Consider the following 21,764-nt stretch of genomic DNA (forward strand, 5'->3'; position numbering starts at 1 on the left):
AATGGCCGGGATTTTTTTATTCGCTGGATTTGATCCACTTCCAAAGGATTCGGTAGGTAGGCTTGGTTCCATGCATTAGAATACCGATTCGGTAGATTTTGGCAGCTAACCATGTGGTAAACAAAAACCCGCCAATCAATAAGCCAATAGAAAGTGACAACTCCCAAAAAGGCACCCCAAAACTGATTCTACCCATCATGGCTATCGGTGAAGTGAGAGGTATAATGGACAGCCAAAACGAAGTGGTACTATTGGGATCCTGGAGCACAAAGACAAACAGCCCCATGTAGGCCACGATAAGTGGGATAGTAATCGGAAACATGAATTGCTGGGCATCTGAAGGAGCATCCACTGCAGAGCCCACAGCGGCAAAGAGCGCCCCGTAGAGCAAATATCCCCCCAAGAAATAGATGATAAAACTTACCACCAGAGATACAAAATCGATACCCTGAATGACCTGAAGAATTTGACCTACCTCGGTGTCAGGCATAGCTGCCTGGGCCAATTCCGGGCTTGCCATTTCCATCGCTTGCTGCTGAGGCATCTGCATCCCCAATACTCCTACCACTACAGAAGTAAGTGTACCAATCAAAACGACCCAAATCAAAAACTGAGTCAACCCTACGGCTCCAATACCTACGATTTTACCCATCATCAGCTGAAAAGGCCGAAGGGAGGATACCAAAATCTCTACGATGCGGCTGGATTTCTCTTCGATCACCCCCTGCATGATTTGATTGCCATAGACAAAAATGAAGATGTAAATCAGAATCCCAGCAAGGAAGCCCAAGGCATAATTTACCATGGCGTCATTGATTTTTTCCTCTCCACCCTCTGACAAGGTGATAGATTGGATGGATACAGAAGTACGGATTTGCTTGATAATTGAGGGGTCAATTCCCTTTTCATACAGCTTTTGATCCTCTATTTTTCGCTTGAGAGCCCCTTCCAGGTAGCTCATCAGACTTATGCTAGGGTTTTCTGCACCGAAATACTGAATCCCTTTTGGATCCTCAAGATCGATTTTGGGAATCAAAAGCAATCCATATCGCTCTCCATCCTGGACCATTTTTTTTGCTTCCTCCAATTCCAAATCGGAGGACACAAAGGCATATTGATCCGAGCTCTCCATGAAAAACAGGCCTGTCTCATCAAACACCTCAATGATCCTGAGCGATTGATTTTCACTTTCGTTAACTGCTATCCAGACAAAAATCCCCATGATCGCAGGGAAAATCAAAGGCGTAAGAAGAGTGGCAATCAAAAAGGATTTCTTTTTGACCCTAGCCAAATACTCCCGCTGAATCACCAAAAGGACTTTATTCATTTGCCTTAGCTTTTACCTGATGAATGAAAATTTCTTCCATGGAAGGGATTTTCTCTCGGAATACCAATACCTCTCCCAGTTCCATAAGTTCTGACAAAAGCTGATTTGGAGATTTACCGGAAAGGGGCAGAGAAAAATGCCAGAGATCTTCGGCCTGCTTTGGGATCCATTCCGGCGGAATGGGCTGCTTTAGCTGAGTCAATGTAATTTCAAAGACTTCCGGGCGAAAGCTGTTTTTGACCTGCTGAATAGTACCGTCAAGAATTTTTCGGGACCTATTGATCATGGCTACATGATCACAGAGCAGTTCCACTGATTCCATCCTATGGGTACTCAAAATGACCGTAGTTCCTTTTTCTTTCAGTTCCAGGATTTCATTTTTAATGATTTCCGCGTTTACCGGGTCAAAACCGGAGAATGGTTCATCCAGAATCAATAAAGATGGTCGATGAATGACTGTGGAAATAAACTGGACTTTTTGGGCCATCCCTTTGGAAAGATCTTCGATCTTTTTATCCTTCCAAGCACCCAAATCCAGCTTTTCCAGCCAAGATTTGATTTGGAGTTTGGCTTCATTTGGAGGGAGATCTTTGAGCTGAGCAAAGTACAAAAGCTGATCCCACACCTTCATTTTCTTGTAAAGCCCCCTTTCCTCAGGTAGATATCCGATTTTTCGAATATCCGATGGGGAAAGTGTCTTTCCGTCCAATTCTACCTCTCCGCTGTCCTGCTCGATGATCTGATTGACAATCCGAATCAGCGTGGTTTTCCCGGCACCATTTGGACCCAAAAGCCCAAAAACCACTCCCGATGGAACGCTCATATCTATATCCCTGAGCGCTCTATGATTTCCGTAAGACTTATTTAGGCAGGTGATTTGAAGCATTTTTTTCTATTCGATGGTCACAGAACCTACCCCTACGTCGATGATCATTTCCAATAGCCGGGGGTCGGATGCACTAAAGCCTTTAGTCACATAGACTCCCTTATCCAAGGACTTGAGATATTTAGGAAGGACAGTTCTGCACATCGGGGTAGTATTCATTTTGATTTTGACAGGATACTTATCAGGAGGTAGAACTACCTGCACACTACCCACACTGACGGCAGAAATGACCTTGCAGGATTGAGGAAGCCCATCGGAAAAATCCAATTTGATTTTTCCATAGTCCACTTCAAAAATCATTTCTCGGGCATTGGTGTAGTTAGCATTGGCCACTTCCAAAAGTCCCATACTCAAAGTGACCAAAAGGGTGTCCATCGTGACCGAATTGGGAACCGGGTCTCCAAAAAAAATCTTGACATCAGAACTTGCGCTCCGGATTTTCAACCCTGCTATGGGAAGATGACTGATATCCAATTCGGATTTTCCCATACCTAGGTTAAAACTCAAATCATAGAGAAAATTGGAATTTAAGCTGATGTTCCAAGAATGATCGTAGCTGGAATTGGAGGAAAACAACTTGGAAGTGATGCTTTTGCCCAAATTGTCTGTTTCAATATTTTTATGAATCAAGGAGGCCGAAAGAACTTCATCAGCCACGGAGTAAGCGAATTCCGGGAGAATATTGGATTGGGCCAAATGGCCATGAATATGCAGGGGACCGTGAGATTTGGACCTCCGGAGTTGAATTTGGCTTTTGTAGGAAGAAAATTTGAGATCTACAAGCTCAAAGCCTTTGACATCAGCGATTTGGTACTCTTTGACAAATTGCGCCTGTCCGGAATTTAGCCCTAGGAAAATCCAAGTGTAAAGCAGACACAGATTTTTTAACATACGGATAGGGTACGACGCCGGGGGTAAAAGGTTTTTTAAAAATATAAAAAAAGCCAGAATTGCTTCTGGCTATGGTGTTTTTAGAAAAATTCCTTCATTTTGTCAAAAAAGGACTTTTCCTGCTTTCCCGGGTCCGGTTTGAAATTTTCTGAAGTTTTCAGGGATTCCAACATAGCCCTTTCTTCTCGGGACAACTGGGTAGGAGTCCAAACATTGACCATGATCAGTTGGTCCCCTCGAGAATATCCGTTGATATCCTTAATCCCTTTGCCCTTGAGCCTCAGCATTTTTCCACTTTGCGTTCCGGGGTCTATTTTGATTTTCACCCTTCCATCAATGGTCGGTACTTCAATTGAGGATCCCAAAGCTGCATCGATGAAAGAGATGTACAAATCATAGACTACATTGTTTCCATCCCGCTGAAGCACCTGGTCTTCTGCTTCTTCGATGACAATAAGCAAGTCCCCGGGAATTCCACCCGGAGTTTCATTTCCCTTGCCGGACATGCTTAACTGCATGCCTTCCCCCACTCCACCTGGAATATTGATAGAGATAATTTCCTCCTTAATTATCAAGCCTTTGGAATCTGCTTCAGCTGGTTTTTTGTCGACAATCTGCCCGCTACCTCCGCATACAGCACAGGTGCTTGCCGACACCATCTGCCCGAGCATGGTGTTGACCACTTTTTTGATCTGACCTGTACCCTGACAAGTGGAACAGTTCTGAAAGGTGACTCCAGGGGCGACAACATGGCGCTTGACTTTGATCTTTTTCTCAACTCCATTGGCTATTTCATGGAGATTCAGTTTAAGCTTTACGCGAAGATTGGTCCCCTTCTTGGTCCGTCGGCCTCCGCCTCCTCCGCCAAAGAATGACCCAAAACCGCCGCCGCCGAAGATGTCCCCAAACTGGGAGAAAATATCCTCCATGTTCATACCACCGCCACCGAAGCCGCCGTTTCCACCTAGCCCCTGATGACCAAATTGATCGTATCGGGCTTTTTTGTCAGGATTGCTAAGAACTTCGTAGGCCTCTGCAGCTTCTTTGAACTTCTCCTCTGCCTCAGGATTTCCAGGGTTTTTATCCGGGTGATACTGGATAGCCATTTTCCGATAAGCCTTTTTTATCTCATCGGCTGAGGCTGATTTGCTTATACCCAGTATTTCGTAATAATCTCTTTTTGCCATGATTTTATGCTCCGGTTACTACTTTGGCGTATCGGACTACTTTGTCTCCAAGTGTGTATCCTTTTTCCACCACATCTATGACCATTCCTTTCATTTCTTCACTCGGCGCAGGAATTTGGGTGATAGCCTCTTGGGTTTCCGCATCAAAAGGCTTCCCTGTCAAATCTTCCATTACTTTCAAGCCTTTGGATTCGAGGATTCTCACCAATTTGTGAAAGATCAGTAGGTTACCTTCCCGAATTTTGGCCGCGTCCTCTTCCTTTTCGGAAGCTTTGAAGGCCCTCTCGAAATCATCCACCACAGGGATCAAGTCTTTCAAAACACCTTCGGAGGCAGTTTGAATCAGGTCAAGCCTTTCCTTTGCTGTACGCTTTCTGAAATTTTCAAAATCAGAATAGAGCCTCAAATATTTATCCTTGAGATCCGCTACTTCTGCTTCAAGTTTTGCCCCCTTTTCCTCTTGCGTATTTTCGGTCTCTTCGCTGAGCATTCCTGCATCTTTGGGCGTTTCTTCCACTAGTTGCTCTTCGGTCTGCGCTTTGTTTTCTTGTTCCACGTGATCTTTGTTTTTCATTTTTATTCGGGCAATAGTTGGTCTTGCCTCATGCCTCAAGTTTTTTGCCAGAGGAGAATTTCTGACAAAGTGGCACTTCTACTGATGAATAGCCTGCCAAATCAAATCTTTGAGCTTCTCCAGATTAAACTGACTCACTGAGGAAATAAATAGGTAGGGAAGATCCTTGGGTATTTCCTGCTCCATTTCTTTCATCAGCTGCTCGTCGAGCATATCTGCTTTGGTGATGGCCAATAAACGTTTTTTATCCAAAAGTTCTGGGTTGTATTTTTCCAGTTCATAAAGTAAAATCCGGTACTGTTCTCCTATTTCGGGTGCATCCGCAGGGATGAGAAACAAGAGAATGGAATTTCGCTCAATGTGTCTCAGAAACCGGATTCCAAGCCCTTTGCCCTCTGCAGCTCCTTCTATAATCCCCGGAATATCTGCCATGACAAAGGATTTGTCATCACGGTATCCCACTACCCCCAAATTAGGCACTAAGGTGGTAAAGGGGTAATCGCCGATTTCTGGCCTGGCTGCAGAAATGGAGGAGAGCAGCGTGGATTTTCCTGCATTGGGAAAGCCAACCAAACCCACATCAGCCAAAAGCTTGAGCTCTAGGATAATCCACTCCTCTATCCCGGGTTCCCCTGGCTGGGCATAGTGTGGGGCTTGATTGGTGGAGGTTTTGAAATGGTCATTGCCCAATCCTCCTCGTCCACCGGATGTCAAGATGACTTCCTGACCATCTTCGGTGATTTCAAATCGCTTTTCTCCCGTTTCCGCATCTTTTGCAACAGTGCCCAGAGGAACATCGAGAATGATATCCTTTCCATCTGCCCCTGTTCTGCGTCCTCCTTCGCCTCCTTTTCCTGGATCTGCAATGACGTGCTTTTTGTATTTCAAATGCAGCAAGGTCCACAGCTGAGCGTTTCCTCGTAGGATAATGTGCCCTCCCCGGCCACCATCCCCACCGTCCGGTCCTCCCTTGGGCACGTGCTTTTCCCTCCGGAAATGTACAGAACCCGCTCCACCGGCACCCGATCTTGAGCAGAATTTAACGTAATCGATGAAATTTGAATCGGCCATTGTGTAGAATGAAAAAGGCTAAGCCCGAGAGCTTAGCCATGTCTTGGAAGTGCAAAATTAGAAAATTATAGCAAATCAATAGGCATCAATCACTTCAGAGATGTTTTCGAAAATCTCACCGATCTGACCTACTCCATGAATTTTGGTAAACTTTCCCTGTTTTTCATAGTACTCAGCCACGGGAAGTGTTTCGGAAAGGTACACTTTAATTCTGGTGGTTATTTTTTCGTCATCCTGATCATCTGCTCTGCCCGAAGTCTTGCCTCTTTCTTTGATCCGCTCCCGAAGAATATCCTCAGGAACATCCAAAGCGATCATTCCTGAAATGGACATCGCATTTTTTTGAAGCATGGTATCCAAGGCTTCTGCTTGAGCTGTAGTTCTTGGGAAGCCGTCAAAAATAAACCCTTTGCTATCGGGAGTAGAGCTGATTTTATCTTCTACCATTTGGATTACCACTTCATCAGGCACCAAATGACCTTGATCCATATATTTCTTGGCCAAGATTCCCAATTCTGTGCCTTCCCCGAGATGCTTTCGGAAAAGATCACCGGTAGAAAGGTGAGTTAATTTATATTTTTCGATGAGCTTCTCACTTTGAGTGCCTTTACCTGCGCCTGGCGGGCCAAAGAGGACAATATTTAGCATTTTTGAATAGAAAATTAACTTAAACTGAGTTGATAAAGGTCTGGCAAATTCCTTCCCAGACCATCGAAATCCAAGCCAAAGCCGACGACAAATTTATTGGGAATTTCAAAACCCACATAATCCAGAGAATAATTAAACCGAAAAGCCTCCTTTTTAAAAAGCAAAGTGGCTATGGCTAAACGTTTGGGTTGACGATTCTGAAGCTCTTTCAAAAGAAAGTCCATACTTACTCCAGTATCCACAATATCCTCCACGATAAGTACGCTTTTACCGGCTAATTCAGAAGTAAGCCCCAAAACCGTCCGAACTTCTCCCGAGGATTCCATTCCAGTGTAGGATGAGATTCTTAAAAACTCACATTCGAGCGGAAGGTCTATCGATCGAACCAAATCAGCCATGACCATGAAAGAACCGTTAAGCACTGCCAACACCAATAAATCCTCCCCTTGAAAATCGTGGGTTATTTTCTCTCCCAGGTCTTTCAGCTTTGATTTCAGCAAGTCTTCTGTCAAATACAGTTCGAAATCTTTATCCTTTATCCTTTTTTTCATTGATTCTGATTAAAGCTCTTTCATTAAATATTGATACATAGAAATCATAGAGTCCAAATCTCCCAGAGAGACCTTCTCATCCGGAGAATGCACCTGGTCTTCGGCTGCCCCTATAAAACACCAATCTATCGCATATGGGGAAAACTGAACTTCTCTCCCATCACTCCCCCCGTAAGCCTCTACTTCAAGCTGATGGGGTATTTTACTCTGCTCTGCTAGTGCAAGAATACGATCCAAAAATTTTCTTCTTGGAATAAATTTGTCTCTCAAAGAAATAACTACCCCCTCGTGATGGCGAATTCCTTCCGTGATCCAGGTAATATCTGAAATCAAGGCTTGTTTGACGGGGGCGGTTTCCTGAAGAAATTTCAAAAGAAACGGAACACTTCCGCCTCCGTGTTCTTCATAAGTAGTAAAAACCACCCACCCGTGCTCCAAGGTCTCACAAAGTTGCAGCGCATTGTAAACTCCAAGTCGGTTGTCCAAGTAGGCAGCTTGAATGAAGCTGGGACTGATTCTGATATCTTGCTCAAAGGTCAGCCTAGTCCCGCGCTCAATGGCCCGGGGAAAATCGTAAATCATAGCATCTTCCGAACCAATCAGTCTACAACGGATATCTCCCAACCGGTCTTTGCCTACCAAAACAGCCCCTTCGACAAATTCTGGACCGCCTATAGGAATGAGTTGATTGTTGTATCTGACCATAAACCCAATGGTATCCATATGGGCAAAAACAGCCGTCCTGGGCGTACCGAACTTCAATAGGATGGCATCATGAAAATTTTCACCGGAATATATTTCAGGACAAACCTTCCAGCTACCCTTTCGTTGTAATATCTGTTTCTGAAGCCATCCTGAAACCAAGGATTCATCTCCTGAGACACCAGAAAGGCTAAGTAACTCTCTTAAAAATTCCATATTGGCATTAATTATGTTGTATTATTGAAATATTTGCGGATAATTAGGGGGATATTTAACTTGGTATAATTGAGATTTAAATATTTCATCTAGATTTGCAATAAGTTAAAAGTTTATAAATTTGTCCCTGCATCCATCAATCACTTAAATAAAATCTGAACAAAAAATTTTTTCTCATGAAAAAACTCATACTATCAACAATTATGGCTGGTGCCATGGCTATCTCTGCCAATGCCCAGGAATTCAACAAGTTCTCCCTCGAAGTAGGCGGTGGCTTCAATAAGCCAATGGCTCCTCTAAACAGGGATTTCTTATCCCCCACCCTCAACCTCGGTCACATCGAGTTCGGAGCCCGCTACATGTTCAATGAGAAATTTGGATTGAAGTTGGACTACGGATTCGGCTCAGTTCGTGAAGCTCAAGGAAATGATTCCCAAAGTTTACCGTTCAACACCAAGTATTTCAGATTGAACCTACAGGGTGTTGCCAACATTGGTAGAGTGATGAACTTTGAATCGTTCACCAGAAAGTTCGGCCTTTTGATGCACGGTGGTGCAGGTATTGGCTTGGTGAATCCTGAGGAAAATCTCTACAATGATTTTGATGACAACGTTTACACCTTGATCTTCGGGATTACACCTCAGTTTAAAATCAGTGAAAGAGTTGCTTTGGTGGGTGACATCTCCACTATTCTCAACGGTCGTCAGACTGTAACTTGGGATGGTGCTGAGGCTATCAGACCTGACATCAGCAACGGCTTCTATGGCGCAAACGGTACTTGGTGGACTGGAACTCTCGGTCTTAACTTCTACTTAGGCAAAGCAGAACAGCACGCTGACTGGTTTATTGCAGCAGATAAATATGCTACTAAGGAAGAATTGGCTACACAAATCAACGGAATCAAAGACATGTTGAAAGATTCTGATGGCGATGGCGTTCCTGATTATTTGGACAAAGAGCCTAACACTCCAGCTGGAGCAAGAGTAAATTCCTCCGGTATGACTTTGGATTCTGACGGCGACGGTACTCCTGACCACTTGGATAAGTGTCCCTTCCTTCCTGGCCCAGCATCTACCAATGGATGTCCTGTTGAAGAAATTCGAGAAGAGATCGATTACATGAAGAAAGCGATCAATGATGGTTATGTGAATGTTTACTATGCTTTCGACAGCGACAAGCCACTTGGCTACTCTGTAAGTGCTGCTCAGTATGTTTCTAACTTCTTGAAGAGAAATCCAGGAGTGAGTGTTGAAATCAAAGGATATGCTGACGAACTTGGTCCAGAAGATTACAACATGAAGTTGTCTGAAAGAAGAGCAAAAGCTGTTTATGATCTTCTTATCGCCTCAGGTATCGATGGATCTAGACTTTCTTTCAAAGGTTATGGAGAAGATACCAGCGTAGACAAAGCCTCTGCTGACGCACGTCAGATGGCAAGAAGAGCTAGCTTCGAAATCAAATAATAAGCACCGATATCAATTAAGCCTGACTTACGAGTCAGGCTTTTTTTTTGCCGATTTTTTTTTTAGGAACCAATCCAATTTATCGTAGCTACAAGCCTATTCGATAATTTTCTGGATCGAAACCAATTGAGGTTCTCCTTATTTGACTCTCCATGATATAAATTTTAGGATTATTTCCTTCAGGTTAAATTATCCACCTTTTTTTGCGAGTGGAAAATGCGCCTGCACGGTATTTTCTACTTCTCCAATCATTTTCCCCAAATCCGGAGACTAATCGAGATCGAGTCCATTTTATTTTACCGGGATAATTACGGATAATCATTTTTAAATTACATCATCCCGATTCATTCTATTTTTTTGCTGAAAAAATCCAGAGATTGAAGTCATCTTTTCTCACACTATTCTAGGAGACCCTTTTGAAAAAGTGAAAATCCCATGGAAGTAAGCTACTCAGCTTAATTTTCAAAGCCTGACACGGGTTTTTCTTGTAAATTAGTCCCATGTTTCAACTGATCGATTCACCTTCTATCGCCAACCGGTTTCTTGCTGAGTTGAGGGATCTTGAGATTCAAAAGGACAGCTTTAGGTTTAGAAAAAACCTGGAAAGGTTGGGGGAAATATTTGCATATGAGATTTCCAAAACCTTTTATTTTCGTGAAAAAAACATTCAAACACCCCTATCCGCAATGGTTACGACCTTGCCGGAAGAAAAACCGGTAATTTTTGCAGTATTGAGAGCTTCTCTGCCTTTTTATCAAGGGTTTTTGAATTTCTTCGATGACGCAGAAAGCGGATTCATCGGAGCTTTCCGAGAAGAAGGGGAAGATATAAAAATCAACCTTGGCTACCATGCTTCACCTTCACTGGAAGGCAAAACTGTAATCTTGGCAGACCCCATGCTAGCTACTGGAAAATCATTCTTAAAGTCCATAGAAACACTGGTGAAACATGGTAATCCAAAAATAATCCATATCGCAGCTGTCATCGCAGCACCTGAAGGAATCCAGTTTCTGAAAGAAAACCTTTCTCTACCCTATTCGCTCTGGATTGGCGACATAGATGAAAAACTTAACTCCAAATCCTATATAGTCCCCGGCCTGGGTGACGCTGGAGACTTGGCTTTTGGACCAAAACTTTAATCCATGACCCCCTATTTATTCCTGATCTTAGGACTTGCTATCTTATTGATAGGCGGAAAATTTCTCGTTGACGGTGCTTCATCCATCGCACTCAAACTAGGTCTATCAGCAGGCTTGATTGGCCTGACGATTGTGTCATTTGGCACTTCTGCTCCCGAACTTTTGGTCAGCGTAAATGCTGCTCTCAAAGGCAATGCCGATATTTCTATCGGCAATGTAGTCGGTTCCAATATTGCCAACATCGGCTTGGTCTTGGGACTGAGTGGGTTGTTTTATCCCATTTTGATTTCCCGGCAACATCTGAGGTTTGATTACGCATTAATGATGATTGTCACTGTAGTTTTTTATCTACTCAGCTTAAATGGCCTTATTGGACTATGGGAGGGTCTTTTTCTTTTTGGATGTTTCCTTGCTTTCAATGCCTACCTTTTCCGAAATCTAGGCTCTGGGATAAAAGAAGGGGCGAAAGAAGTGGACCAAGAATTGGAAGAGGTGAAAAATTACTCTTGGCTAGCTTCGGCTGGACTTTTTCTAGCTGGTATAGTCGGCTTATATTTTGGTTCTGAGCTTTTGGTAGAAAATGCCATATTGATTTCCAGAGAGTTCGGAGTCTCAGAACGAGTTATAGGAGTCACAGTCATTGCCATTGGGACAAGCCTACCAGAATTAATTACTTCCATTTTGGCAGCCTTATCCAAAAAAACAGACTTGGCACTGGGAAACATTTTGGGGAGTAATATTTTAAACATTCTTTCAATAATTGGACTTACCGCCATAATCAAGCCTATCGGGGTTTCAGAGGCTTTTTTGAGCTCTGATTTTCTTTGGATGATTGGTTTCTCGGCTATTCTATTCCCTTTGATGAAGACAAAAATGAAAATCTCCTACTTCGAAGGGTTGGTTTTATTGGTTTGCTATGCTGCCTACATTTTCTTTTTGATATGAATGAGTCAGTACTTACTTTTTTTGGAATTTATGTCCTGAGCCTGTTCAAGTTTATCAGTGGCCCTGTATTGGGGTATGCAGCAGGGTATTCATTTTTTGAAAGTGTTTTTGTCACCCTTGCAGGAATGATGACCAGTGTATTTGTTTTCACCCTTATCGGTACTGAGATAAAAAAAATGCTGGAAAAGCGCTTCATCATAAAAAGAGTAGTTTTCACAAAAAAATCCCGCAGGATCGTTCAGATTTGGCAAAAGACAGGAATAATTGGTATAGCATTTCTTACCCCTTTGATTCTCACCCCGATCGGAGGCACGCTCATTTTGGTATCTTTTGGCACCCAAAAGAGAAAAATATTTTTCTATATGTTTATCAGCGGACTCTTCTGGGCAAGCTTTTTCAGTCTGACAATCGAGCAGCTTTTGGCCATTCCATTTTTCCAAAACTTAATTGGGTAACGTTTCATCAGGGAGAATCTCAATATCCTTAATCAGTATTCTTTGGGCTATTTCCTGCCCGGTCAATGTCGCAGCCAATCCTCCCATAGCAGTTTCTTTATACCTACTCTCCATGGATGCTCCGATCTCTCCCATCGCCTCTATGCACTCATCCACAGGAATGACCGAACTCACACTGGCCAAAGCAATCTGGGCCGAACTGAAGGAAATAGATGCAGCACTGGCATTCCTTACTACACAGGGTATTTCTACCAATCCGGCTACCGGATCACAGACTAGTCCCAGCATGCACTGTATGGTGATAGCTACTGCATTGAAAATCTGATCAATACTACCTCCTAAGCAATAAACTATTGCCCCTGCAGCCATAGCCGCCGCTGATCCGGTTTCTGCCTGACAGCCCCCTACCGCCCCGGCTAAGCTTGCTTTTTCTTCGATAATCAAGGCTATCCCTGCACCAACCAGAAGGCCTTCGACGATTTTTTCGTCACTCAACCCGTGAATTTCCTGAAGGGTCACCAAAGTACCGGGAAGAATGCCCGATGCTCCTGCAGTAGGAGCCGCAACTACTCTACCCATGCAGGAATTCACTTCTTTTGCTGCCAAAGCACGGGAAATCAATTGCTGAAACTCGGGAGATAATACCGCTAAGGGGTGATTGAACACTTTCTTTGCTCCATTGGCTATCATGCCCGAACGAGAAGTCATGTCTTCCTTCAAGCCTGTATTTACCGCCTCCTTCATCACTGAATAGGCATCAGCCAGTCCTGATTTGATTTTTTCTTCAGAGGAGTTCTTTTGCTCAATTTCGTACTCCATAACGGACTGCACCAAAGAAACCTGTCTTTCTTCGCAATAGCTTTTCCAGCCTTTAAAACTTTCGAATAGGTAGCACATCTTAGATGGATTTATTTGGGTTCATTATTCTTTCCTAGTCAAATATCGGAATAATCTATAGAAGGAAATCAATTGGCAGGAATTGTTCATTTTTTCAAAAAGAAGAATCAATGAGCCAGACAAAGGCAATCTTTTAATCTTCGAGTTAAACTCTTACTTTTAATTTTGAGTTTAACACTTCTAATAAGTAAGCAAAACCTGCGAAATCGAATGCGAAATTTTCAAATTCTCTTGGGATTCTGTTTGTTCCTTGCCGCTGAGGCTGCATTTGCCCAGAGAGATGACGTGGGCAATTATGAATACGATAAAGAATATCTTTTTGGCTTGAATAAGAATACCAACGGAGGGCTTATTGGAGGGTTTGTTTTCAAAGCTGGGACTCGGCTGGATGATAATCAGTTTTCTTTTTGGGGAGTTGAATTGTCCAACGTGAAAAATCAAAAGGAAATCAGGTACAATACCGTGCTGGGAAACAGCTATATATTTGGAAAATCCAATTACCTCTATGCAATCAGGCCTCACTACGGCAGAGAACTAATTTTATTCAAAAAAGCACCTAACCAGGGAGTTCAAGTTTCTGCTTTGGCTGCTGTCGGCCCATCTTTAGGTCTAATCGCCCCTTACTATATCGAATACGCATTAAATCGGCTGGAAACAGTCACGGAGCAATACAACCCGGAAGTTCATCAAAGTCGCTTCAACATTCTTGGAACAGGAAGACTTTTTCAGGGACTTGGTGAGTCCGAATTAGCTATCGGTGCCCATGTCAAAGCTGCTTTGATGTTTGAGTTTGGTGTATTTAGAAGTAGTGCAACAGGATTGGAACTGGGCTACATGCTTGAGGGTTATAGCAAAGAAATACCCCTGATTCCAACTGCTGAAAACAATCAGATTTTCCAATCTGCCTATTTCACCTTTTATTATGGATTCAGGAAGTGATTGGCATTTGTGATGTCCTGAATTACCTTTGTACCAAATTTTCCCGACATGATTGAATTACCAGTAATTTCCGAGGAAGCAACCAAGAGAAAAAAGCCGGATTGGCTGAGAGTAAAGCTACCTGTAGGAAAAGAATATGCCAAAGTCCGAAAATTGGTGGATCAGCATAAGCTGCACACCATCTGTGAGAGTGGCAATTGTCCTAATATGGGTGAATGCTGGGGTGCGGGTACTGCTACATTTATGATCTTGGGCAATGTCTGCACCAGATCATGTTCTTTTTGTGCAGTAGCTACCGGACGCCCCAACGAATACGACACAGATGAGCCCAGAAGAGTAGCTGAAGCGATCCAACTGATGGGAGTAAAGCATGCAGTAATCACCTCAGTCAATCGGGATGAACTCAAAGACCGGGGTGCTGAAATCTGGTATCAAACGGTCGTATTGACTAAAGAATTATCTCCATCTACCACTATAGAAACCTTGATTCCGGATGTGAAGGGCAACTGGGAAGCCTTGTATCGAATGATTGAGGGAGGACAGGAAGTGGTCTCCCACAACATGGAAACTGTGGGTCGATTGTATAGAATGGTCCGTCCTCAGGCAAAATACGACCGTTCCTTGGAGCAGATCAAACTGACCAAAGCTTATGGAAAAAGAACCAAGACAGGAATCATGCTTGGCTTAGGTGAGACCAAGGAAGAAGTGTACAAAGCAATGGATGACCTAGTGGAAAACGGTTGCGATATTCTCACTCTAGGCCAATATTTGCAGCCTACCAAGAGACATATTGAAGTAGCAGAGTTTATCCATCCGGATCTTTTTGCTCATTACAAAGAAGAAGGGCTAAATCGCGGCCTGAAGTACGTAGAATCCGGTCCGCTTGTCCGATCTTCCTATCATGCTGAGCGGCATGTTCACGTTTAAGATTAATAGAGCACATCAAAATGTGCTTTTTTATTTGTCTTCGAGCGTAAATCTCAGGTAATTCAGAAAGCTTAAACAAAAAAAGAGCTGACTCTCAGGTCAGCTCTTTTTGTTTTTCTTTAGGCCAAAGCCGATTCGCTAGCATATTCCTCCACCGGAATACAGCTACAAACCAGATTACGGTCTCCGTAGGCTGAATCAATCCGACGGACAGTGGGCCAGAATTTATTCTCCCTTACGTAGCCCAGTGGGAACACCGCCTTTTCTCTGGTATAAGGCAAGTCCCACTTTCCAGTCAATACCATAGTGGCCGTATGCGGAGCATTTTTCAGTACATTATTCTCTTTATCAGCTTCTCCTCTTTCGATTTGTCTGATTTCCTCGCGGATGGAAACCAGGGCATCACAGAATTTGTCCAATTCGGCTTTAGTCTCGGATTCGGTAGGCTCGATCATCATCGTCCCTGCCACAGGGAAAGAAACCGTCGGTGCATGAAACCCATAGTCCATCAATCGCTTGGCAATATCCTCTACCTCTACTCCAAATTCTTTGAAGCTTCTGCAGTCGATGATCATTTCGTGTGCAGCACGTCCTTTAGTTCCAGTGTAAAGAATCGGATAATGTCCATCCAATCTTTCCTTAATGTAGTTGGCATTCAAAATCGCCATTTTAGTAGCATTGGTCAGCCCATCGCCTCCCATCATTGCGATATAGGCATAAGAGATGGGCAATATGCTAGCGCTTCCATAAGGAGCAGCAGAAATGGACGATACAGCTTGTGTTCCTCCGGTCTTAACCAGTGGATTTCCCGGTAGGAAAGGTGCCAAATGAGCAGCTACGCAAATCGGTCCCATACCAGGGCCTCCGCCTCCATGAGGAATACAGAAGGTCTTGTGCAAATTCAGGTGACATACATCCGCTCCGATTCTTCCCGGAGAAGTCAAACCTACCTGAGCATTCATATTTGCTCCGTCCATATAAACCTGACCTCCGAATTCATGAATGGTCGCGCAAATCTCCTGAATAGCTTCTTCAAATACCCCGTGAGTAGAGGGATAAGTCACCATCAAAGCCGAAAGATCATTTGCATGAGCAGCTGCCTTTTCCTTCAGGTCAGTCAAGTCGATATTTCCCTTTTCATCACATTTCACCAACACGACTTTCATTCCTGCCATCACAGCGGAAGCAGGATTGGTCCCATGAGCAGAGGTAGGAATCAAAGCCACATTTCTGTGCCCTTCACCTCTGCTGATATGATACGCCCGGATCACCATTAAGCCTGCATATTCACCCTGCGCGCCGGAATTAGGCTGCAAGGAGGTATCTGCAAAACCAGTGATCTCGGTCAACCAAGTCCGTAGATTGGTGAAAAGCTCCTGATAGCCCAAAGTCTGATCCATAGGTGCAAAGGGGTGAATCTGACCAAACTCCGGCCAAGTGACAGGAATCATTTCCGCGGTAGCATTCAATTTCATGGTACAAGAGCCCAAAGAAATCATGGAATGAACCAAGGAAAGATCTTTTGCCTCCAACCGCTTGATGTATCGAAGCATTTCGTGCTCTGAGTGATAATTATTGAAGACAGGATGAGTCAGATAATCCGACTTTCTGCTCAATGCTTCTGGAAGTTCCAAACTCAAATTGCTGACCAATTCATCCAGATTTAAAGTGTGTTTTCCTTCTTCAGTAGCAAAAACACCGACTATAGTCTTGACATCCTCCAAGGTCTTGGTCTCATCAAATGAAATGAAAACAGAGGAAAATTCGTAGCGGAAGTTCATCCCCTCACCTAAAGCCAAACCTCTCACTCTTTCAAGGGCTACTTCGTTCATTTTCACCTCGATGGTATCAAAGAAGGACTGCTTCCCCACTTGCAAACCGACTTGCTTTAAGGCTTGAGCAGTAATTTTGGCAAGCCCGTGCGTCCTCAAGGCAATATCTCTCAGCCCTTTTGGACCATGATAGACTGCATAAAAGGAAGACATCACCGCCAAGAGCACCTGTGCGGTACAAATATTGGAAGTGGCTTTTTCTCTCTTGATATGCTGCTCTCTGGTCTGAAGAGCCATTCTGTAGGCCTTGTTACCTGCTTTATCGATTGATACGCCGATGATTCTTCCAGGGATTTGTCTTTTGAACTCTTCTTTGGTAGCAAAAAAACCGGCATGGGGACCTCCGTAGCCCATGGGCACTCCAAATCGCTGAGCCGAACCTACCACAACATCAGCCCCCATTTCTCCCGGAGGAGTCAGAATCGTCAAAGCCAGCAGGTCAGATGCAAAAGCTGTCAATACTTTATTTTCCTTGGCTGCCGCTACAATTGCTGAATAATCTCTTACAGCTCCATCCGCGTCGGGATATTGAAAAAGAATCCCATACAATTCGGGGTCAGTCACATCCAATTGATCAATGGGTCCGAAGACCAGCTCAATTCCGATAGGTTCCGCTCTGGTTTCCAAGAGCGCTTTGGTCTGAGGAAAAATCTTCTCGTCTACAAAAAATTTATTTGCTGTCTTTTTCTCTCTTGGCTTCACTGCATGAAGCATAGTCATCGCTTCTGCGGCCGCGGTACCTTCATCCAAAAGAGAGGCATTGGCGAGTTCCATCCCGGTCAGTTCGCTCACCACGGTCTGGAAATTAATCAAAGCTTCCAATCTCCCCTGAGCAATTTCTGCTTGGTAAGGAGTATAGGCAGTATACCAGCCTGGATTTTCCAGCACATTCCTCAAGATCACTCCGGGTACGAAGGTGTCGTAATACCCCAAACCGATAAAGGATTTGAACACTTTGTTTTTGGAAGCCAACTTTTTGAAATCTCTGAGAAAGTCTGATTCAAGCTTGGCTTTAGGAAGGTCCAGAGGACGCTCCAACTGAATGGATTCAGGGACAGTCTGATTGATTAATTCCTCAAGGGATGAGGCCCCGATTTTCTCCAACATCTCTGCGATCTCTGCCTCGGTCGGGCCATTGTGTCTGCTCTCAAACTTGACAGCATTGGTAAGATTAATCTTCATAAAGAACGGTAGGATTTTTTCTATTTGGGTCTGGAAACTTCCTGATTTTATGGGTGCAAAGGTACCATTTCTTCAAAGAAAATGAATTTGGCTTTTGCTAAATATTTACATGGAAACCAGAGGAATTGATAAACGGTTTATTTGTCGCTTAAAAAAATCAATAGCTTAGCACCCTAAACTGAATTTTATGAAGAAAAAATGGTTTTTAAGCGCGAATCTGGCGCTTGCAATGGCTTTTTCAGCCTTTGGGCAAAATCCCGTACAAGTAAAATATGCCAATACCATCACGGCAGAAGATCTAAGAGAATACCTGACCTACTTGGCATCCGACGAAATGAAAGGCCGTGATACCGGCTCTGAGGAAGGAAAAATTGCCGCTAACTATCTGGCCGATTTTTACAAAAATCTGGGACTCACCGGCCCTGCCGATGGCAGCTACTTTCAGTCTGTCCCTTTAGTAAGCAATGCCTTTACCAAAGTGACCCTTCAAGTTGGTAAAAATAAGTTGGTGGAAAATGAAGACTTCGTTTTCACAGGTGACGGCAACATGCCAAAAGCGGTAAAAGGAGATCTTGTCTTTCTTGGATTGGTCACGGATGAAAATCTGGCAAAAGTAGATGTCAAAGGAAAACTGGTCGGCCTTTGGGCAGTCGGGGTAAGAAGCAATGACCTGGTCGCCAAAGTCATGGATGCAGGTGCAGCCGGCATCGTGATCGTGACCATGGAAGGACAGGCCAACTTTGACCGCATCGCCAACCGATACAAGACCCTAGCCGGCAGAGGCCGAATCGGTTTCGATCAAGAAACCAAGCAAAGACCGGTTTTCATGGTCAGTTCAGATAAAATGGCTGAGCTATTTGCCACTCCTGTAGAGACCCTGAAGGAAGCTGCCAAAGCCAATCCGGAGTCAATTGCTTCTCAAAAAGCCACCTATCAGGTAGTCAAAACCAAAACGCCTGTAGAGGCAGTGAATGTAATGGGCTACCTGGAAGGCACGGATAAAAAAGAGGAGGTTTTGGTGATTTCCTCCCACTATGACCACGTGGGCGTAAGCTCCACGGGGGAGGTTTTTAATGGTGCAGACGATGATGGCTCGGGAACTGTCTCTGTCATGGAAATTGCAGAGGCTTTTGCCATCGCTGCCAAAGAGGGAAACAGACCGAGAAGAAGCATCCTGTTTTTGAACGTGACCGGTGAAGAAAAAGGGCTCTTGGGATCCCAGTATTATTCAGAGAACCCAATTTTCCCGATAGCAAACACCGTCAATAACATCAATATTGACATGGTGGGCCGAATTGACTACGAATACCAAAATGCTGAAAACAAGGACTACGTCTACGTGATCGGTTCGGAGATGCTCTCTTCACATCTGAAGAAAATCAACGAATACAACAACATCACTTACACCAATCTTATTTTGGATTATCGTTACGATGCAGAAGACGACCCAAATCGATTCTACTACAGATCAGATCATTACAATTTTGCCAAATTTGACATTCCGGTCATCTTCTTCTTCAACGGGGTACACGATGACTACCATCAGGTGACAGATACCGTGGATAAGATCGAATTCCCATTGATGACCAAAAGAGCCCAGCTAATCTTCCACACGGCTTGGGATTTGGCAAACCGAGACCAAAGAACTCCCGTTGACGGGACCAACACCCGCACAGATAGATAATTCAGCACTTTAATAGAGGCTGCCCACACCCGCTCTTATTTGTCAGACTTACTCTTCGACTTCGCTCTTGAAGATCGGAGTCGAAGGGTATTTTGAGCCGTCCAGACCACATTTCAGTCTAGCTCAAGAGCACAAAAAAGCATCTGGTAATAGCCTCTTTTTTATTTCCCTTTGTTTTTTTGGTTTTTGGTTTTTAGCTGGTTTCGGTTGGGCTTCTTTCCTTGCTTTTTCGCTTTTACCTTTTCCCCCTTGCCGATATTCTTTTTGGGTTGGGCTTTTTTCTCGTGGAATGCTCCTTTATAATCCGGATTATCCCGCTGTTTTAGCCGATCCAGCTCTCGTTCGTAGGCCTGTTTTTCTTCAAAGGGGGTGGGAGGCACCTCTACCACACTGGGAATATTGAGCTCCTCTACCTTCATTCGGATCAGTTCTTCGATTCGCTCAAAATGGTAGATTTCTGCCGGATTGACAAAAGTGATGGCCTTCCCTTCATTTTCTGCCCTCCCCGTACGACCAATTCGATGTACGTAGTCTTCGTAGATCAAAGGAACATCAAAGTTAATTACATGAGACACCAGAGTCACATCCAATCCCCTAGCTGCTACATCTGTGGCTACCAGCAATCGAACCTCTCCTGATTTGAAATCCTCCATGGAGTTGATTCGGGTATTTTGTCCTTTGTTTGCGTGGATCACCCGGATTTCCCCAAAGTTTTTCCTTTCCAGAAAGGAATACACGGACTCGGCGTTCTTTCTACTTCGGGTAAAGATCATTGCCCGGTGAATCTCCTCATTTTCCAAAAGATGGGAAAGCAAGTTGATTTTGGTTTTGATATTAGGCACCACATACTTCACCTGCCCGATTGTCTCGGCAGTAGTCGCGGAGGGCGCAACCTCAACCCTTTCAGGAAACTCTAAAAACTCCGCCGCCAAGTGCTCGATTCTCCCGGAAAAAGTAGCCGAAAACAACAAATTTTGACGTTTGCTAGGAATCACCTCCAGAATGGACCGAATCTGGGGCATAAACCCCATATCCATCATTTTATCTGCCTCATCCAGCACCATGGTTTTGATGTCTTTGGTATAGATTGTCCCCTTTCGGTAAATATCCATGAATCGACCTGGAGTGGAAATCAGGACATCTACCCCAGCATCTAGGAGTTGAATCTGGGTTTTGGGACCCAATCCACCATAAAGGGATACAATCCTCAAATCAGTGAATATGGCAAGCTGTCTAGCCACTTCTTCGATCTGCATGACCAATTCACGAGTTGGAGCCAAAATCAACGCTCTCGGATGCAGTCCTTGGGCATATTTCACCTTCATGAGTACCGGAAGCAGATAAGCAGCCGTCTTTCCGGTACCAGTCTGAGCAATTCCCAGGACATCATGACCTGCCAATGCCAAAGGAATGGCTTTTTGCTGAATAGGTGTAGGCTGGGTATACCCGGATTCGGCTACTGCTTCGAGAAGCTGCTTATTCAGCTTAAATCCATCAAAGCCGGGAGTTTCATCGCTCATGGGAAAGGGGTTAGGTGATCAATTAAAAATTCTGATTCCTAGTATTGAGGGAAAAAGATTTTCGAATTTCGGCTCAAATATAGGCAAATACGTAGGGATTCTTCTCGTTCTTAAGCTACCCCGGTAGATTGGAAGTCAAATTGACATGTTGGAAAAACTAACCTAGTCTTGAATTTTGATTGGATTAGGGGACAATTGCCAAAATTGGACGGTCAGTGTGCATTTTTGAACAAGTCAATTGAAAGGCAAAGACAAAAAATCTACTGAAAGATCCATTTAACTTTTTTTAGAAATAAGGCACTTCTTACTTGCGCCAAACGAAGTATCTACTTACTTTTGCACACCCAATGAGAAATACCTCGCTGGAAATATTAAATGGTGATTGTAGCTCAGCTGGTTAGAGCGCTGGTTTGTGGCACCAGAGGTCGCCGGTTCGAACCCGGTCTTTCACCCAAACCCCTCAAATTGAGGGGTTTTGCTGTATATAGTGGCGTTGTTTTGGCACAAGATTTGACAACTCCAGAAGAAACTAAACCAATTTGAGATGTTTACTTTGTTCAAATCCTCTCCCAAATTCCCGGAAGTCAAGCCGGTGAACATCAAGCAGGTTCAAAATTATCTGCTCAAATTCGAGGAATCTATCCGCAACTTTGAAGAAATCCAAAAAGAGAAGATTCATTCCCTGCATTAATTAAGAAAAGGTTATGGTTCCATAACCTTTATTTTTT

General features: G+C 43.9%; 20 protein-coding genes and 1 tRNA gene. 9 read left to right on the forward strand and 12 right to left on the reverse strand.

What is annotated here, in order from left to right; all coding sequences use genetic code 11:
• Positions 1-16: 16 nt before the first annotated feature.
• The 9 genes from AAA943_RS19210 to AAA943_RS19250 form a co-directional block, all read right to left on the reverse strand.
• Entirely contained in the window at positions 17-1,327 is a 1,311-nt protein-coding gene (locus AAA943_RS19210) for an ABC transporter permease (protein WP_338225961.1), read from the reverse strand.
• Positions 1,320-2,213 carry an ABC transporter ATP-binding protein gene (locus tag AAA943_RS19215; protein WP_338225962.1) on the reverse strand — a complete coding sequence of 298 codons (894 nt, stop codon included), beginning with the start codon at positions 2,211-2,213 and terminating at the stop codon, positions 1,320-1,322. The genes AAA943_RS19210 and AAA943_RS19215 overlap by 8 nt, the downstream gene beginning before the upstream one ends.
• A gap of 6 nt (positions 2,214-2,219) precedes the next feature.
• Positions 2,220-3,104, reverse strand: a complete 885-nt coding sequence (locus tag AAA943_RS19220; protein WP_338225964.1) for a hypothetical protein — start codon at positions 3,102-3,104, stop codon at positions 2,220-2,222.
• Between the two features lie 80 nt (positions 3,105-3,184).
• Positions 3,185-4,291, reverse strand: coding sequence for a molecular chaperone DnaJ (dnaJ, locus tag AAA943_RS19225; RefSeq protein ID WP_338225966.1), 1,107 nt, complete (start codon positions 4,289-4,291; stop codon positions 3,185-3,187).
• Between the two features lie 4 nt (positions 4,292-4,295).
• A complete protein-coding gene (locus AAA943_RS19230) occupies positions 4,296-4,865 on the reverse strand; it encodes a nucleotide exchange factor GrpE (RefSeq protein ID WP_338225967.1) in 570 nt (189 codons plus the stop codon).
• A 78-nt stretch (positions 4,866-4,943) separates the two neighbouring features.
• Positions 4,944-5,936, reverse strand: a complete 993-nt coding sequence (gene obgE, locus AAA943_RS19235; RefSeq protein WP_338225969.1) for a GTPase ObgE — start codon at positions 5,934-5,936, stop codon at positions 4,944-4,946.
• Positions 5,937-6,011: 75 nt separating this feature from the next.
• Complete coding sequence (locus tag AAA943_RS19240; RefSeq protein WP_338225971.1) at positions 6,012-6,584, reverse strand: adenylate kinase; 573 nt, start codon at positions 6,582-6,584, stop codon at positions 6,012-6,014.
• 14 nt (positions 6,585-6,598) lie between these two features.
• Positions 6,599-7,135, reverse strand: coding sequence for a hypoxanthine phosphoribosyltransferase (hpt, locus tag AAA943_RS19245; RefSeq protein WP_338225972.1), 537 nt, complete (start codon positions 7,133-7,135; stop codon positions 6,599-6,601).
• A 9-nt stretch (positions 7,136-7,144) separates the two neighbouring features.
• Positions 7,145-8,053 (reverse strand): aminopeptidase, encoded by a 909-nt coding sequence (locus AAA943_RS19250; protein ID WP_338225974.1) that lies wholly within the window; start codon positions 8,051-8,053, stop codon positions 7,145-7,147.
• Positions 8,054-8,229: 176 nt separating this feature from the next.
• Here AAA943_RS19250 and AAA943_RS19255 point away from each other — a divergent pair, with 176 nt between their 5' ends.
• The 4 genes from AAA943_RS19255 to AAA943_RS19270 all read left to right on the forward strand — a co-directional run bounded on the left by AAA943_RS19255 (position 8,230) and on the right by AAA943_RS19270 (position 12,055).
• Positions 8,230-9,516 (forward strand): OmpA family protein, encoded by a 1,287-nt coding sequence (locus AAA943_RS19255; RefSeq protein WP_338225975.1) that lies wholly within the window; start codon positions 8,230-8,232, stop codon positions 9,514-9,516.
• Between the two features lie 500 nt (positions 9,517-10,016).
• Positions 10,017-10,655, forward strand: a complete 639-nt coding sequence (upp, locus tag AAA943_RS19260; protein WP_338225977.1) for a uracil phosphoribosyltransferase — start codon at positions 10,017-10,019, stop codon at positions 10,653-10,655.
• Between the two features lie 3 nt (positions 10,656-10,658).
• Entirely contained in the window at positions 10,659-11,600 is a 942-nt protein-coding gene (locus AAA943_RS19265) for a calcium/sodium antiporter (protein ID WP_338225979.1), read from the forward strand.
• A complete protein-coding gene (locus AAA943_RS19270; protein WP_338225980.1) occupies positions 11,597-12,055 on the forward strand; it encodes a hypothetical protein in 459 nt (152 codons plus the stop codon). Before AAA943_RS19265 ends, AAA943_RS19270 begins: the two co-directional genes overlap by 4 nt.
• Here the strand turns inward: AAA943_RS19270 and sdaAA are convergent.
• Complete coding sequence (gene sdaAA, locus AAA943_RS19275) at positions 12,044-12,952, reverse strand: L-serine ammonia-lyase, iron-sulfur-dependent, subunit alpha (protein ID WP_338225982.1); 909 nt, start codon at positions 12,950-12,952, stop codon at positions 12,044-12,046. The genes AAA943_RS19270 and sdaAA overlap by 12 nt on opposite strands.
• Before the next feature lie 210 nt (positions 12,953-13,162).
• Between sdaAA and AAA943_RS19280 the strand changes: the two genes are divergently transcribed.
• Together AAA943_RS19280 and lipA are read left to right on the forward strand one after the other, a co-directional pair.
• Complete coding sequence (locus tag AAA943_RS19280; protein ID WP_338225984.1) at positions 13,163-13,891, forward strand: hypothetical protein; 729 nt, start codon at positions 13,163-13,165, stop codon at positions 13,889-13,891.
• Between the two features lie 48 nt (positions 13,892-13,939).
• Positions 13,940-14,818 (forward strand): lipoyl synthase, encoded by an 879-nt coding sequence (lipA, locus tag AAA943_RS19285; RefSeq protein WP_338225986.1) that lies wholly within the window; start codon positions 13,940-13,942, stop codon positions 14,816-14,818.
• 119 nt (positions 14,819-14,937) lie between these two features.
• On the opposite strand, the gene gcvP is transcribed toward lipA, so the two are convergent.
• A complete protein-coding gene (gene gcvP / locus AAA943_RS19290; protein WP_338225987.1) occupies positions 14,938-17,832 on the reverse strand; it encodes an aminomethyl-transferring glycine dehydrogenase in 2,895 nt (964 codons plus the stop codon).
• 187 nt (positions 17,833-18,019) lie between these two features.
• On the opposite strand from gcvP, the gene AAA943_RS19295 reads away from it, so the two are divergent.
• Positions 18,020-19,516, forward strand: a complete 1,497-nt coding sequence (locus AAA943_RS19295; RefSeq protein ID WP_338225989.1) for a M28 family metallopeptidase — start codon at positions 18,020-18,022, stop codon at positions 19,514-19,516.
• A 161-nt stretch (positions 19,517-19,677) separates the two neighbouring features.
• Here the strand turns inward: AAA943_RS19295 and AAA943_RS19300 are convergent, their stop codons facing one another.
• Positions 19,678-21,036 carry a DEAD/DEAH box helicase gene (locus AAA943_RS19300; RefSeq protein ID WP_338225991.1) on the reverse strand — a complete coding sequence of 453 codons (1,359 nt, stop codon included), beginning with the start codon at positions 21,034-21,036 and terminating at the stop codon, positions 19,678-19,680.
• A 377-nt stretch (positions 21,037-21,413) separates the two neighbouring features.
• Here AAA943_RS19300 and AAA943_RS19305 point away from each other — a divergent pair.
• Both AAA943_RS19305 and AAA943_RS19310 read left to right on the forward strand, forming a co-directional pair.
• A tRNA-His gene (locus AAA943_RS19305) sits at positions 21,414-21,489 on the forward strand.
• Positions 21,490-21,580: 91 nt separating this feature from the next.
• Positions 21,581-21,727, forward strand: coding sequence for a hypothetical protein (locus AAA943_RS19310; protein ID WP_338222046.1), 147 nt, complete (start codon positions 21,581-21,583; stop codon positions 21,725-21,727).
• Positions 21,728-21,764: the final 37 nt, after the last annotated feature.

Origin of the sequence: Algoriphagus confluentis, from assembly GCF_036245625.1 — a bacterium.
Taxonomy (GTDB): Bacteria; Bacteroidota; Bacteroidia; order Cytophagales; family Cyclobacteriaceae; genus Algoriphagus; species Algoriphagus confluentis.

What these genes read in the sequence shown, in the direction of transcription:
- AAA943_RS19210 (WP_338225961.1), bottom strand. Translation starts at nt 1,327, where the DNA reads ATGAATAAAGTCCTTTTGGTGATTCAGCGGGAGTATTTGGCTAGGGTC.
- AAA943_RS19215 (WP_338225962.1), bottom strand. Translation starts at nt 2,213, where the DNA reads ATGCTTCAAATCACCTGCCTAAATAAGTCTTACGGAAATCATAGAGCG.
- AAA943_RS19220 (WP_338225964.1), bottom strand. Translation starts at nt 3,104, where the DNA reads ATGTTAAAAAATCTGTGTCTGCTTTACACTTGGATTTTCCTAGGGCTA.
- dnaJ (WP_338225966.1), bottom strand. Translation starts at nt 4,291, where the DNA reads ATGGCAAAAAGAGATTATTACGAAATACTGGGTATAAGCAAATCAGCC.
- AAA943_RS19230 (WP_338225967.1), bottom strand. Translation starts at nt 4,865, where the DNA reads ATGAAAAACAAAGATCACGTGGAACAAGAAAACAAAGCGCAGACCGAA.
- obgE (WP_338225969.1), bottom strand. Translation starts at nt 5,936, where the DNA reads ATGGCCGATTCAAATTTCATCGATTACGTTAAATTCTGCTCAAGATCG.
- AAA943_RS19240 (WP_338225971.1), bottom strand. Translation starts at nt 6,584, where the DNA reads ATGCTAAATATTGTCCTCTTTGGCCCGCCAGGCGCAGGTAAAGGCACT.
- hpt (WP_338225972.1), bottom strand. Translation starts at nt 7,135, where the DNA reads ATGAAAAAAAGGATAAAGGATAAAGATTTCGAACTGTATTTGACAGAA.
- AAA943_RS19250 (WP_338225974.1), bottom strand. Translation starts at nt 8,053, where the DNA reads ATGGAATTTTTAAGAGAGTTACTTAGCCTTTCTGGTGTCTCAGGAGAT.
- AAA943_RS19255 (WP_338225975.1), top strand. Translation starts at nt 8,230, where the DNA reads ATGAAAAAACTCATACTATCAACAATTATGGCTGGTGCCATGGCTATC.
- upp (WP_338225977.1), top strand. Translation starts at nt 10,017, where the DNA reads ATGTTTCAACTGATCGATTCACCTTCTATCGCCAACCGGTTTCTTGCT.
- AAA943_RS19265 (WP_338225979.1), top strand. Translation starts at nt 10,659, where the DNA reads ATGACCCCCTATTTATTCCTGATCTTAGGACTTGCTATCTTATTGATA.
- AAA943_RS19270 (WP_338225980.1), top strand. Translation starts at nt 11,597, where the DNA reads ATGAATGAGTCAGTACTTACTTTTTTTGGAATTTATGTCCTGAGCCTG.
- sdaAA (WP_338225982.1), bottom strand. Translation starts at nt 12,952, where the DNA reads ATGTGCTACCTATTCGAAAGTTTTAAAGGCTGGAAAAGCTATTGCGAA.
- AAA943_RS19280 (WP_338225984.1), top strand. Translation starts at nt 13,163, where the DNA reads ATGCGAAATTTTCAAATTCTCTTGGGATTCTGTTTGTTCCTTGCCGCT.
- lipA (WP_338225986.1), top strand. Translation starts at nt 13,940, where the DNA reads ATGATTGAATTACCAGTAATTTCCGAGGAAGCAACCAAGAGAAAAAAG.
- gcvP (WP_338225987.1), bottom strand. Translation starts at nt 17,832, where the DNA reads ATGAAGATTAATCTTACCAATGCTGTCAAGTTTGAGAGCAGACACAAT.
- AAA943_RS19295 (WP_338225989.1), top strand. Translation starts at nt 18,020, where the DNA reads ATGAAGAAAAAATGGTTTTTAAGCGCGAATCTGGCGCTTGCAATGGCT.
- AAA943_RS19300 (WP_338225991.1), bottom strand. Translation starts at nt 21,036, where the DNA reads ATGAGCGATGAAACTCCCGGCTTTGATGGATTTAAGCTGAATAAGCAG.
- AAA943_RS19310 (WP_338222046.1), top strand. Translation starts at nt 21,581, where the DNA reads ATGTTTACTTTGTTCAAATCCTCTCCCAAATTCCCGGAAGTCAAGCCG.